12 protein-coding genes are annotated in these 13,550 nt (G+C 62.0%); 3 read left to right on the forward strand and 9 right to left on the reverse strand.

Going from position 1 to position 13,550, the window contains the following annotated elements; genetic code table 11:
• Positions 1-170 precede the first annotated feature (170 nt).
• The gene (locus AC1D1L_RS12060; protein WP_477341517.1) at positions 171-938 is read left to right on the forward strand and encodes an NAD kinase; all 768 of its coding nucleotides are present in this window, start codon (positions 171-173) and stop codon (positions 936-938) included.
• A gap of 191 nt (positions 939-1,129) precedes the next feature.
• Positions 1,130-2,725 carry a DEAD/DEAH box helicase gene (locus tag AC1D1L_RS12065; RefSeq protein WP_477341519.1) on the forward strand — a complete coding sequence of 532 codons (1,596 nt, stop codon included), beginning with the start codon at positions 1,130-1,132 and terminating at the stop codon, positions 2,723-2,725.
• Between the two features lie 68 nt (positions 2,726-2,793).
• Here AC1D1L_RS12065 and AC1D1L_RS12070 read toward each other — a convergent pair whose 3' ends face one another.
• The 4 genes from AC1D1L_RS12070 to AC1D1L_RS12085 form a co-directional block, all read right to left on the reverse strand.
• Positions 2,794-3,402, reverse strand: a complete 609-nt coding sequence (locus AC1D1L_RS12070) for a hypothetical protein (RefSeq protein WP_477341521.1) — start codon at positions 3,400-3,402, stop codon at positions 2,794-2,796.
• A gap of 238 nt (positions 3,403-3,640) precedes the next feature.
• Positions 3,641-4,291 (reverse strand): YiaD family glycine zipper/OmpA-like lipoprotein, encoded by a 651-nt coding sequence (locus AC1D1L_RS12075; protein WP_112564362.1) that lies wholly within the window; start codon positions 4,289-4,291, stop codon positions 3,641-3,643.
• A gap of 154 nt (positions 4,292-4,445) precedes the next feature.
• On the reverse strand, positions 4,446-4,814 hold the full coding sequence (locus AC1D1L_RS12080; protein ID WP_477341523.1) for a GFA family protein: 369 nt from the start codon (positions 4,812-4,814) through the stop codon (positions 4,446-4,448).
• A 130-nt stretch (positions 4,815-4,944) separates the two neighbouring features.
• A complete protein-coding gene (locus AC1D1L_RS12085; RefSeq protein ID WP_477341525.1) occupies positions 4,945-5,832 on the reverse strand; it encodes a LysR family transcriptional regulator in 888 nt (295 codons plus the stop codon).
• A 104-nt stretch (positions 5,833-5,936) separates the two neighbouring features.
• Here AC1D1L_RS12085 and AC1D1L_RS12090 point away from each other — a divergent pair, with 104 nt between their 5' ends.
• On the forward strand, positions 5,937-6,806 hold the full coding sequence (locus tag AC1D1L_RS12090; RefSeq protein WP_477341527.1) for an SDR family oxidoreductase: 870 nt from the start codon (positions 5,937-5,939) through the stop codon (positions 6,804-6,806).
• A 134-nt stretch (positions 6,807-6,940) separates the two neighbouring features.
• Here the strand turns inward: AC1D1L_RS12090 and AC1D1L_RS12095 are convergent, their stop codons facing one another.
• The 5 genes from AC1D1L_RS12095 to AC1D1L_RS12115 form a co-directional block, all read right to left on the reverse strand.
• Entirely contained in the window at positions 6,941-7,318 is a 378-nt protein-coding gene (locus AC1D1L_RS12095) for a hypothetical protein (protein ID WP_112564358.1), read from the reverse strand.
• A gap of 267 nt (positions 7,319-7,585) precedes the next feature.
• Positions 7,586-7,993 carry a GFA family protein gene (locus AC1D1L_RS12100; protein WP_477341529.1) on the reverse strand — a complete coding sequence of 136 codons (408 nt, stop codon included), beginning with the start codon at positions 7,991-7,993 and terminating at the stop codon, positions 7,586-7,588.
• A 41-nt stretch (positions 7,994-8,034) separates the two neighbouring features.
• Positions 8,035-9,166, reverse strand: a protein-coding gene (gene prfB / locus AC1D1L_RS12105) for a peptide chain release factor 2 (protein ID WP_112564354.1) whose coding sequence is annotated in 2 segments (ribosomal slippage) — positions 8,035-9,099 and positions 9,101-9,166 — 1,131 coding nt in all. Because the reading frame shifts where the segments join, the coding sequence is not laid out codon by codon here.
• Positions 9,167-9,296: 130 nt separating this feature from the next.
• Entirely contained in the window at positions 9,297-11,753 is a 2,457-nt protein-coding gene (locus AC1D1L_RS12110; RefSeq protein ID WP_477341531.1) for a penicillin-binding protein 1A, read from the reverse strand.
• A 213-nt stretch (positions 11,754-11,966) separates the two neighbouring features.
• Entirely contained in the window at positions 11,967-13,226 is a 1,260-nt protein-coding gene (locus AC1D1L_RS12115; protein WP_477341533.1) for an N-acetylmuramoyl-L-alanine amidase, read from the reverse strand.
• Between the last annotated feature and the right edge of the window lie 324 nt (positions 13,227-13,550).

The raw sequence follows: 13,550 nt of genomic DNA on the forward strand, positions 1-13,550 counted from the left end.
GAGTGTTTAAGCTCGCTCTTAACCATCACATTCGCCTCTCCGGCGACATGAAGCGCGAGCCATGGTTTTCGATCCGGCGCAGCCGCGGTGGCACCGGACGCGGCCTCCCTTTGCAGATGCGCTTGCCCATGCTACCCCACGCAACCGCCGCCGACCGCCATCGGGAAGTCATGAGCAACGCCAGTCTCGCCTTCGTCTCGTCCGACACCGCCGATGCCAGGGCGGCGATGGAAAGCCTGTCGGCCCGCTATGGCCAGACCTCGTTCGAGGACGCCGAGGTGGTGGTGGCGCTGGGAGGCGACGGTTTTCTGCTGCAGACCTTGCGTGACACGATGAGCACGGGAAAGAAGGTCTACGGCATGAACCGTGGTACCATCGGTTTCCTGATGAACGAATACCGCGTCGGCGGCCTCACCGAACGCATCGCCGCTGCCGTCGCCGAAACGATCCGGCCGCTGGAGATGCTGGCGGTGACGCATGAGGGCGAGACGATTTCAGCACTTGCCATCAACGAAGTGGCGCTGTGGCGCCAATCCTATCAGACCGCAAAAATCCGCATCACCGTCGACGAACAGATCCGGATCGAGGAACTGAACTGCGACGGCGTGATGATCGCGACGCCGGCCGGCTCCACCGCCTACAATCTGTCGGCGCACGGGCCGATCCTGCCGCTCGACGCGCCGCTGCTCGCGTTGACCCCGGTCAGCCCGTTCCGGCCGCGCCGTTGGCGGGGTGCCCTGTTGTCCAACAAGGCGACCGTTCGCTTCGATATTCTGGAGCCGGAAAAGCGGCCGGTGAACGCCGCCGCCGACCACACCGAGGTCAAGGCGGTGACTTCCGTCACGGTTCGGGAATCACTGAGCGCGACGGCGACGCTGCTGTTTGACCCCAACCATTCGTGGAACGAACGCATTCTCGCCGAGCAGTTTCGCTATTGAGCCGGCACAAAAAGACACTACCTGATTAAGCATCGCGATTAAGCGTACGTTTCACAATCGCACCAATCCCGCCCGTTTCTGTTGACAAATCGCGGGCTTGCGCCTAATCGCAATACCAATCTTGCAGGCACGCTGTGCTTGCCGCGACGGATGCCGTTGCGCTTCCCCGAACCAGCCAAAGACAACAACACTTGTCCTCAGACACCACGACCGCTCCAGAAGCGTTGACCTTTTCAGACCTCGGCCTGTCGCCCAAGGTCCTTTCCGCAGTCACCGATGCCGGCTACACGCAGCCGACGCCGATCCAGGCCGGCGCCATCCCGCATGCGCTGCTCGGCAAGGATATTCTGGGCATCGCCCAGACCGGCACCGGCAAAACCGCCTCCTTCGTGCTGCCGATGCTCACCCGCCTCGAAAAAGGCAGGGCCCGCGCCCGTATGCCGCGCACGCTGATCCTCGAGCCGACGCGCGAGCTCGCCGCGCAGGTCGAAGAGAATTTCATCCGATACGGCAAGAACCACAAGCTCAACATCGCGCTGCTGATCGGCGGCGTATCCTTCGATGAGCAGGACAAGAAGCTCGAGCGCGGCGCCGACGTGCTGATCGCCACGCCCGGCCGCCTGCTCGACCACCGCGAACGCGGCAAGCTGTTGCTCAACGGCGTCGAGATCCTCGTCATCGATGAAGCCGACCGCATGCTCGACATGGGCTTCATCCCAGACATCGAGCGCATCTGCGAGATGATCCCGTTTACCAGGCAGACGCTGTTCTTCTCGGCGACGATGCCGCCGGAGATCACCAAGCTCACCGAAAAGTTCCTGCATGCACCGGTGCGCGTCGAGGTTTCCAAGGCCGCGTCCGCTGCCACCAACATTATCCAGCGCCTGGTCAAGTCGGGCTCAAAGCCCTGGGACAAGCGCGAGACGCTGCGCAATCTGATGAAGGCCGAAGATGCCGAGCTGAAGAACGCCATCATCTTCTGCAACCGCAAGGTCGAAGTGTCGGAACTGTTCCGCTCGCTGCTGAAGTATGATTTCGACGCCGGCGCGCTGCATGGCGACATGGACCAGCGCGCCCGCATGCAGATGCTGGCCAATTTCCGCGACGGCAAGCTGCGCTATCTCGTGGCATCCGACGTCGCCGCGCGCGGCCTCGACATCCCCGACGTCAGCCACGTCTTCAACTACGACGTGCCGATACACGCCGAAGACTATGTCCACCGCATCGGTCGTACTGGCCGCGCCGGACGCTCCGGCAAATCCTTCACCATCGCCACCAAGTCGGACACCAAATACATCGACGCTATCGAGCGGCTGATCGGCAACAAGATCGAGTGGCATGACGGCGACCTGTCGACGGTGGTCGCAAGCGAAAGCAGCGAGGACGAAGCGCCCCGCCGTGGCCGTGGCGCCCCGCGCCGCGCCGGCCGCAAGGACGAAGACCGCAAAGATCGTGGCGAGCGCAAGCCGCGCGAGCGCCATGCCAAGCCCAGCGACGAAGCCCCGGCGGATGCCGCGCGCGAGGAACAGCCGGTCGTAGCCGAAGCCGCGGTTGCCGACATTGGCGAACAGCGTCAGCGCAAGGAAGCGATCCGCTCCGAAAATGGCGAGCGCAAGGTCTCCGATCGCAACAACGAGAACCGTGCTCCGGAACGCGGCGACACCCGGCCGCAGCGCTCTGGCAACAGCCGCCCTGCCCGCAACAACCGCGGCGGCGACGACAATGACGGCACGGTCGGCTTCGGCGATGACATGCCGGCCTTCATGAAGATCGTCGCCAAGGTCTGATTTCCGGTTTTCGGTTTCGCGAGGCAAGCCGATCACCCGGCTTGCCTGCCGCGATCATTTCCGTCCCGTCACATCGGTCCGGGCATCATCTTGGTCGGCTTTTCCAGCATCGGAAACTCGGCCTTGCTGCATTTCACCTTCGGGTTCGTCGGGCTGAACATGCCGTTCGGATTGTCCCTGAACAGCCAGGCATGAAGGTCGTAGTGGACGAACTCCTTCGGAATGAGCGGATAGTGCCCTTCCATCGGTCCCTTGAAGGTCTGGCCGAATAGCTTGGGGGCTTCCTTGACGTCCGGCGTCAGCGGCACCAGCCATTCCACGCCCACCAGCTTCAAGCCTTTTTTGGTCGGCTCGTAGATCAAGACATTGGGTTTCATTGGGTCGAGTTTCTGGCCGACGCTGGGAACATTGACGAAATGGATGCCCATAGCGCCCTTTGGATAGTCCATGGTGCCGGGTATCTTTTCGCCGCTGAAGTAGACGCAACCTTCGGTCGACAGATAGAGGTCGCGGATGGCGGCCGTGTAGTCCTCATATTTGGCGAGCGATTTCTTCAAGGCTTCGATGTCGGCCTTGTTGGCGTCCTCGGCTCGAGCCGTGGCGCCCACGCACCAAACAGAGACCAGACCAGCCAAAACGAGGGCGCCGAAACGCCCGAGACGAGCCGTTCTTGTCATGCATTCCTCCCAGATTTCGTTATCTGGCCGTGCAGGACCGGGGCCGGCTAAGTGATGATTGCGCGGCCGTTTGTACCGCCCCATCCCCTCTGGAACGGCACCAATGCTAATCCTTTCCAAGGTGTCCGGAAAGAGATTATTAGAAAATTCTAATGCTTTAGACCGTTTGGCCGACGACAGGAGCCAAAATGAAAACGACCCCTTGCGGGGCCGCCTTCGCATTTGGATGCCGGCCTGATCAGGTGAGCGGCGAAAGCTGGATCTCGACGCGCCGGTTCTGCGCGCGGCCGGCCGACGTTGCGTTGGATGCGATCGGACGGGTCTTGCCGAAGCCGGTGACGGCGAAGCGGCGCGAATCGACACCCTGTCCCGACAGATAGTTGGCGACCGCCAATGCACGGCGCTGCGACAGATCGAAATTGTGCTCGTCGCCACCGGTCGAATCGGTGTGGCCGAACACATCGACCGTGGTCTGGCGGAACTTGTTCAGCACCAGCGCCACCGAATTCAGCACCTGGTAGAAGCCGGGCTTCACCGCATCCTGGTCGACGTTGAAGGTGATGTCGGACGGCATGTTGAGGATGATCTGGTCACCGGTGCGGGTGACGCTGACGCCGGTGCCCTGCAGCTGGCGGCGCAATTCAGCCTCGTTCTGGTCCATCGTGGCGCCGATGGCGCCGCCGGCCAGCGCGCCGATACCGGCCCCGATCAGCGCATTGCGGCGGTCATTGCCGCCGGCAAGCAGACCAAGGCTGGCGCCGGCCAAGGCACCAAGGCCTGCACCCGCGGCTGTGTTGGAAATCTTCTGATCGCCGGTATATGGATCAGTGGTCGTGCAGGCGCTCACCAGCACAGCCGTCGCAACGGCGACGAGCACAGTCTTTTTCATGAGATAACGTCCCTCTCCAAACCGCGGCCTTTGCGGCCCGCGCATATCAGCCCTTCCACGGGTCTTGTACCATGAAATACGGCGAAAAGCGGAACGGAGAAAGCGGCTTTTCCCCCGCTTGCGCCACCCTTGTGCCTCTGCCGCTATTGACGGCCTACCAGAGATTCTTGCCGTCGATAACGACCACCTCGACCTTGTCGAGGTCGAAATCGTCGAACAGCCGCGAATTGACCGAGATCTTGGGGTTGTCGAAGTCGGGTTTGCCGGTCGACCAGTCCGGCGTCTCGGTGAAGGTGCCGCAGCCGCAAATGGCGCAAAACCCGTGTTTGACGGTCCTCGATCCCCATTGATAGACGGAGACGTTCTTTGCCGGGCTGGTGAGCTTGAATTGCGACGGAACGTAGTAGGCCCACAGCGAGCCGCGCTTGGAGCAGAACGAGCAGGTGCATTGCGTTACTGTCTCGGGCGCTTGCGAAACCTCGAATGTCGTCGCCCTGCAGTGACAGCTGGCCTTGATGGTCATGAAAAGCTCTCCTCTCCGTTGCCCGCCGCCATGCGGCAAAGGCACCATAAAGGAAGGCTCCTGACAACCGTCTGTCAGCAGGCTCTGATCGATAGAGCCGAGCGGCGCTCTGGCTGAAGCGGGTCCGTCGTCACCTGCCAATATAGGCAGCTAGTTCGTCCGGCGTCCCATTTGGGAAAGCCTGTCTTAGAAAATCCAGGAACGCCGACACTCGCGCGCTGAGCAGCCGCCGGGATGGGTAGAGCGTCCATAGAGAGATCTCGGGGCCGTCAATATCCCCCCAATTCACCAGTGTGCCGTCGGCCAAGTCGTGGGCCACCAACGAAATGGGAAGACGTGCTGCACCGACCCCGGCTCGCACCGCATCCCGGACCATGATGAGCGTCGACAAAGCAAGGACCGGCTCGATTTTAATTGTCGACTGGTCACCTTGGGTCTTCACGTGCCATGTTTGCCGTTCGCCTGTCCCGCGCGCAACGCCAGGAGCGGGGCGGCCGGTCGTGCGAGGAAGGTGAGGGCTCGCCACGACGACCAAGCGGTCGCGGAGAAACGCCCGTCCGACCAGGCTTTCGTCGGGATCTGGATTGACCCGGATTACCAGATCGTAGCCTTCCTCGATCATGTCGACATGGCGGTCCTCTGTCGTCACCTCAAGCCTCACCTCCGGATATTTAAGGGCAAAACCCGCCGCGATCCTCCCCATTGCCGTCTGAGAAAAAAGCATAGGTGCGCTGATCCGCAGTCTCCCCTTGGGTTTTTGACCACCCGAGGCGATCGCTGCAGCCGTCTCGTCCAGTTCGGCAAGCAATGTTCCGGTCCGCTCGAAGAGGGCCCGTCCTTCTTCGGTCAGCTTCAGGTTACGCGCACCCCGTTCAAACAGGCGCAGATCAAGACTGCTTTCCAATTCTCCAACGCGCCGGGACAGCGTTGCCTTGGGCCGACCGGTGGCCCTTGCCGCTTTGCCGAAGCCACCATGGCGGGCAACGAGATTGAAATCGGTGAGGGCCAGAAGATCCATGAAGTGTCCCGCCAGTGAGACGATGTGTCTAAAATTTCCTTCTACTGGACTCTTTGTGAGCCACACATATTGGCCCTGTCAAGCAACCCAACAGGAGAAATTCCATGACCATTCTCGTTACCGGCGCCACGGGCAATATTGGCCGCCAAGTCGTCGAACAGCTCGTCGCGCGCGGCGCTGATGTGCGTGCTCTCGTGCGCGATCCGTCGAAAGCCAGCTTCCCGGCTGGTGTATCCGTCGTGCAAGGCGACTTTCTCGATGTCGATTCGCTGCGCAAAGCCATGTCTGGGGTTTCCACGCTGTTCCTCTTGAACGCCGTGGTACCGGATGAATTCACCCAGGCCTTGATCGCGTTGAACGTGGCCCGATCGGCCGGCATCGAGCGGATCGTCTATCTGTCGGTGATCCACGCTGACGTCTATGTGAACGTGCCGCATTTCGCGGGCAAGTTCGGCGTCGAGCGGATGATCGAGCAGATGGACTTCAAGGCTACGATCTTGCGTCCGGCTTACTTCATCCAGAATGATCTGACGATCGAAGACATCATCACCGGCTATGGCACCTACCCAATGCCGATCGGCGCCAAGGGTCTCGCCATGATCGACGCCCGTGATATCGCCGAGATCGCCGCTCTTGAGCTGCTGCGCCGCGAACAGTCCGAGGAGCCGCTTGCGTTCGACCGGATCAACCTCGTCGGTCCGCAGACACTGACCGGGACGGATATTGCCGCAATCTGGTCAGACGTGCTTGCCCGCCCGATCACCTACAGTGGCGACAATACAGAGGGCTTTGAGCAAAATCTCAAGCAGTTCTTGCCCGCCTGGATGGCCTACGACATGCGCCTGATGGGCGAGCGCTTCTTCACCGACGGGATGCTGCCTGAGGCCGGCGACGTCGAGCGCCTGACGGCGCTTCTGGGCCGTCCACTGCGCCCATATCGCGACTTCGCCTCAGCAGTCGCTCCTTCCGTGTGACGGAAGCACAAAAACACCTAAGGCTGAGAAGCGCTTGCCAATGTCATGGATGGCCCCACGTCACATGCCAGCCTTCTCAGCAAAAAATGTTCTGGAACTACGGCCTGCCTTCCGATGAACTTTGTCAACAGCCGTCAGTAGGAACGCGGCGGTACGAACAGGCAGATCGTCTTGCCGGCGTCGAGACCAGCCTGGTGCGCGCACCAGTGGAAATCGCCGTCGGGTGAGTCCTTGACCCGCTTGTCGCTCATCGGAACGACCTCCCCCGTTCCGGCGATGACATAGCCCTCCGGCTTTTCCAGCACCTCGCCCGTATGGGTGGTGCGGCAGTCATAGTTGGCGCAGCAGGCGAAGGGATAACTCCAGCCTTGCGGCTTCGCCGCCGTCGGCTTGGCGTCATGGGCGAAGCCGGGTGCAGTCAGCACCGCGATCGCGCCGATCACGAACAGGGAAAACAGAAGTCGGCCAGCCGGTTGAACGGCTCTGGCCGATCGGACTATGGCAGCAGACATGGAAACGTTCCTTTCAAGCGAGCATCAAGCGTTTGCTTGCCCGTTCTTGGAACGTGTCTTCCCAGTGGCCGAACCGTCAGCTCGCAGATATGCCGCGCCCGGCCATAAATGCTTTTCACTCTCAGCCCGGGATGCTGGGCTGATTCCTTGGTCGGCGCAAGAAGTGCATAGGTACTACAGTGCCGCACCCCGCGCGCCGACATCTGCCATCCAAAGGGTGCGCCGGCTTGGTTAACGAGAGGTTAACGACGCGGCGCCCAAGAGGCGTTAGCCGTCGGAGGCATGCCCTTCATATTGCGGCAGGTTGTCGGCGATGGTGAACCACGGCGCCTTGGAGCCGACGAAAATATGCGCGGTCGGCCGGATGGTGGGATCGTCAACCAACGTGCCCATGGCGACATGGACATAGGCGCCGTCGCGGACCAGCGAATAGAGCAGCGAGCCGCAGCGGCTGCAATGGGCATCGTGGCCGCTGTCGTCGCCGAAATGGATGAGCCCGTGATGCCCTTCGGCAAGGGCAAACTTGTCGCGTTCGATGCCGGCGAACGGCTTGAAAGCCGAACCTGTGGTGCGCCGGCAGTTCGAACAATGACAATTCGCGGCATAAACGAATTCGTCCGCCACCTCATAGTGGACCGCGCCGCAGAAGCACTTTCCGCTGAGCTTGCGAGTCACCGGCTTCTCCTTTGCCCAATGCCTGAGGATATGGACGTACCCTAGTCTAGATCGGCAACCGCTTCACCAGCACCGCCTTCGATGCGCTGCGACAGCGAGGCTTCCATGAAGTCGTCGAGATCGCCGTCGAGCACGCTCGACGGGCTGGTGCTTTCGACACCGGTGCGCAGGTCTTTCACCAGCTGGTAGGGCTGCAGCACATAGGAACGGATCTGGTGGCCCCAGCCGATATCGCTCTTCGACGCCTCGGTGGCGTTGGCCACCGCTTCGCGCTTCTTCAGCTCTTCCTCGTAGAGGCGCGAGCGCAGCATTTCCCAGGCCTTGGCCTTGTTCTTGTGCTGCGAGCGTTCGGCCTGGCAGGCGACCGCAATGCCCGTGGCGATATGGGTGATGCGGACCGCCGAATCCGTCGTGTTGACGTGCTGGCCACCCGAACCGGACGAGCGGTAAGTGTCGATGCGCACGTCGGATTCAGAGACGTCGATCTCGATCCTGTCATCGACGACCGGATAGACCCAGATGCTGGAGAAGGACGTGTGGCGGCGCGCATTGCTGTCATAGGGCGAAATGCGCACCAGGCGGTGGACGCCGGATTCGGTCTTCAGCCAGCCATAGGCGTTATGGCCCTTGATCAGCAGCGTGGCGGACTTGATGCCGGCCTCTTCGCCGTCATGGACTTCCAGCACTTCAACTTTAAAGCGGCGCCGTTCGGCCCAGCGCGTATACATGCGCAGAAGCATCGAGGCCCAATCCTGGCTCTCGGTGCCGCCGGCGCCGGCATGGACTTCGAGATAGGTGTCGTTGGCGTCGGCTTCGCCCGACAGCAGCGTCTCGACCTGGCGGGCCTTGGCTTCGCCTTGCATCGAGCGGATGGCGGCTTCGGCCTCGGCGACGACGCCCTCGTCGCCCTCTTCCTCGCCAAGCTCGATCAGGCCAATATTGTCTTCCAGCGCCTGCGTCAGGCCCTTGACCGCGGCGATTCCCTCTTCGAGGCCCTGACGCTCGCGCATCAGCTTTTGCGCTTCCAGTGGTTCGTTCCAGAGGCTGGCGTCCTCAGCCCGCACATTCAGGTATTCAAGCCGCTTTATGGCCTGATCCCAGTCAAAGATGCCTCCTCAGCAGGGTTATCGCCTGCCTGATCTCGTCGACAATGTTCTGCGTTTCCGCGCGCATGGCTGGTTGTTCTGTCCTGTTTTTGAAATGGCGCTTGGGTCGGCGCGATACATAGGGACGGCATTGCTGCCTGTAAAGCGAAATGGGCCGGCTTAACAAGCCAGCCCATTCAACATATGAAATCAGGTCGTCAGTAAAGCCCGCCGCCGGGCGCCTGGATGGCTTCCGTCGCCTGCGGCGACAGCGGTCCGCCTGCGCCATTGGAGCCGTCGGCCCCCATGCCGATCACCCAATAGCTGTCGGCAGGGCCGGTGCCCGGCTTGAAGGCTTCGATGATGGTGCCGGCATCGCCCGCCGCGGCACGCATGCCGGTCTTGCGGTTGATGGCGACCAGGTTCATGCCTTCCGGCACCTTGAAGTCGACATTGGGCGTGCCGTCCAGCGCCACGCGCATGAAGTCCTTGAAGATAGGCGCCGCCAGACCACCACCGGTGGCGCCATGGCCAAGGCCGCGCGGCGTGTCGTAGCCCATGTAAAGGCCGACGACGAGGTTCGGCGTATAGCCGATGAACCAGGCATCCTTCTCGTCATTGGTCGTGCCGGTCTTGCCGGCAATATGGCGGCCGAGTTCGGCGATCGTGGCGCCGGTGCCGCGCTGGACGACACCTTCCATCATCGAGGTGATCTGGTAGGCGGTCATCGGATCGAGCACCTGCTCGGAATTGTCGACCAGATCCGGTTCGGGCTGGTTGTTCCATTCGGACGCATTGCAGCCTTCGCAGCCGCGCTCGTCCTGCTTGAACACCGTCTTGCCGTAGCGGTCCTGGATGCGGTCGATGAGCGAGGGTTTGATCGACTTGCCGCCGTTGGCCATGATCGAATAGGCCGACACCATGCGCATCACGGTCGTCTCGCCGGAGCCCAGCGCCATCGGCAGATACGGCGCCAAATGGTCGTAGACGCCGAAACGCTCGGCATATTCCACCACCAGCTTCATGCCCATGTCGTTGGCCAGCCGCACCGTCATCAAATTGCGCGACTTTTCGATGCCGGAGCGCAAGGTCGCGGGGCCGGCGACCGTGCCGTCATAGTTCTTCGGCGTCCAGGTCGTGTTGCCGCTCTGGATGGTGATCGGCCCGTCCATGATCACCGAGGCCGGCGTATAGCCATTGTCGAGCGCTGCCGAATAGACGATCGGCTTGAATGACGAGCCCGGCTGGCGCATCGCCTGCGTGGCGCGGTTGAACTCCGACTGCGCATAGGAGAAGCCGCCGACCATGGCCAGCACGCGGCCGGTATGCGGATCCATGGCGATCAGGCCGCCCTCCACTTCCGGCACCTGGCGCAGCGTGTAGGCGCCTTCCGAACCTTCGTTTTTCTGCACGAAGATGACGTCGCCCGGCTGCAGCACGTCGGCCGGCGACTTGGCCTTGACCGTCTTGCCATCGACCACATGGCGCATGGCAAAGCTCATGTCTTCCTTGCTGACGGTGCCTTCGACGCGTTCCTTGACGATATCGCCTGAAATCTGCCTCGTCGGCTGCAGGCCGATGGAAAGGCCGGTCTCCGAGCTGTCGAGCACGACGGCAAGCGACCATTCCGGCACGTCTTCCAGCCCCTTGACGGCGCCCAGCGCCACGCCCCAGTCGCCGGAAGCATCGATATGCGTCACCGGTCCGCGATAGCCGCGCAGCGTATCGTATTTGAGCAAGCCGTTCTGCATCGACTTGCGGGCGATGAGCTGGATCTTCGGATCGAGCGTCGTGCGCACCGACAGGCCGCCCTCATAGAGCGCGTTCTCGCCATAGCGGGAGATGATCTGGCGGCGCACTTCCTCGGTGAAATATTCGCCCGCGAACAGATAGGAGCCGTTGCGGCGCGGCGTTACGCCCAGCGGCTCGGCCTTGGCCTTGTCGCCTTCCTCACGCGTCACGTAGCCGTTCTCGACCATCTGGTCGATGACCCAGTTGCGGCGCTCGATGGCGCGGTCGGCATGCTTGAAGGGATGGTAGTTGTTGGGACCTTTCGGCAGCGACGCCAGATAGGCGGCTTCCGCGACGGTCAGTTCGTTGACCGACTTGTCGAAATAGGTCAGCGCCGCGCCCGCAACGCCATAGGCGCCGAAGCCGAAGAATATCTCGTTGAGGTAGAGCTCGAGGATGCGGTCCTTCGAATAGGCCTGCTCGATGCGGAAGGCCAGGATCATCTCCTTGATCTTGCGCTCATAGGTCTGGTCCGAGGACAGCAGGAAGTTCTTTGCCACCTGCTGGGTGATGGTCGAGGCGCCGACCTGGCGCCTGCCCGAGCCCACATTCTGCAGGTTGACGTAGATGGCGCGGCCAAGCCCGGTGATGTCGATGCCGGGGTGGTTGTAGAAATTCTTGTCCTCGGCCGACAGGAACGCCGCCTTGACCCGGTCCGGAACCGCCTGGATGGGCAGATAGAGCCGCCGTTCGCGCGCATATTCTGCCATCAGCGAGCCGTCGGAGGCATGGATGCGGGTCGTAACCGGCGGCTCGTATTTGGCCAGCACTTCGTAGTCGGGCAGGTCCTTCGCCAGATGGCTGATGTATATCGCCACGCCCGCGGCAACCAGAAGCGCCAGCGTCGTGCCGATACCAAAGAAATAGCCGATGAGACGAATCATGCCCGCTCCAGTCCGAGGTTCGGGAATTTCCTAGACGAAGCCGCCTTTCGCGCAAGCCTTCGCAACGGTCCCGATCCGTGATGGAAAACCCATGTCGCCACCATGTGGACAAAATGGGGCAGCGCCCGATTTCTGCATCCCCCACCGGAAATAAAAGCGCCCGGTGTTGTCGTCGTGCAACGCTGCCTCTGGTTGTAGGCGGCGTCGGCCATCTCAGCCTCCGGTTCCCGTTCCCATCTTGGCGGAGGCAAACAAAGCGACGGCGTTGGTGATGCTCTGCGCCGCCTTGCCGCGCCAGTCGGCGTCGAGTAGCTGCGCCTCGTCCTTGGCGTTGGAGAGATAGCCGAGTTCGACCAGCACCGACGGCACATCGGGCGCCTTCAGCACCTTGAAGCCTGCCGAGCGCTGCGGATTGTTGATCAGGCCGACGCTGGTGGACAACTGGCCGACCAGCGTGTGGGCGAAGCTCATCGAGAAATTATGCGTCTCGCGGCGGATCAGGTCGATCAGTATGTCGGTGACTTCCTTGTTGTCGTCCTTGATCACCATGCCGGCGAACTGGTCGGAGAGGTTTTCGCGATCGGCCAGCGCCTGCGCTTCCGGATCGGATGCCTTGTCGGAGACGGTGTAGACGGTGGCGCCTCTGATGGCCTTGACGCCGATCGTATCGGCATGGATCGAGATCAACAGGTCCGCCTCGTGCTGGCGGGCGATGCGCACGCGGTCGTCGAGCCGCAGGAATTCGTCGGTCTCGCGCGTCATGAACACGTCGTAGTTGCCGACGGCGGCGAGCTTGTCGCGCAATTCGGTGGCGAAGGCCAGCGTGACGTTCTTCTCGATGGTGCCGTTGAGGCCTTCGGCGCCGCCGTCGATGCCGCCATGGCCGGGATCGATGACGACGGTGAAGCGGTGCCCCGGATTGGAGATCGGCCCGGTGCCGACCCTGGCGCCCTTGTCGGTGGAGACGGTCGAGCCGGTGGTCAGCGCCTGGTTGGCAAGGGCTTCGTCGAACTCGCGATCCGAGGCCGCCGACATGTCGATAGCGATGCGGTAGCCGGTTCCGTCCTCATTCTTGAGCACGTCGAGCTTGTCGACCGAGAACGGCCCCTTGCCGGTCAGGATCAGCCGCGATCCCTCGCCTTGATCGCCATAGCGCACCGCCTTGACCAGGCCGCGCGCCTTGGCGTCCTTCGCGCTGATGGCGAATCGTGTGCGCGGCAGATCGACGACCAGCCGGTTGGGGCCGCGCAACAGGAACCATTTGATGTCGGGTTCGCGGTCGAAATCGATGACGATGCGCATCTTGGTGGCGTCGCCCGCCATCTTGTAGGCGGTGGCGCCGAGCGGCGCATCAGCCGCGCGTGAACCCGGCGCAAAACCGAAGCAGAGCGCCAGCAGCAAAAGCACAATCGCAGGGCGCAGCAAAAGGCCTGCGCGGCCATGGCCCTTGTCTGTGGTGCCCGCCAGTCCCATCTCTTTGCAGTCGCTCCCGGTTTGGCGCCTCGCGCCCGCGTGGTTGGTCGAAATGCCGGTCAGGCCGCAGACTCGATTAACGATTGGTATCCAGAGAAGGTTAACCAAGCCTTTTCATTGAGGATTAAGGCCTGTGCTTCCGTTACGGCACTGCTTTTTGCCGGCATCCGAAATCGGGGTTGCCTTCCACCCCGTCAAATCATAAAAGCGATAGTGGATCACTGCAATCCTGGAACCGCTTCTCCCGCAGCTTCCCGCTACAGGTCAGATGAAAGGCGGCTCCTTTCGCTTCCAGCGAAAAGGCTTCAGGTGATCGCGACGAAT

This window comes from Mesorhizobium sp. P2_D6, assembly GCF_056404315.1.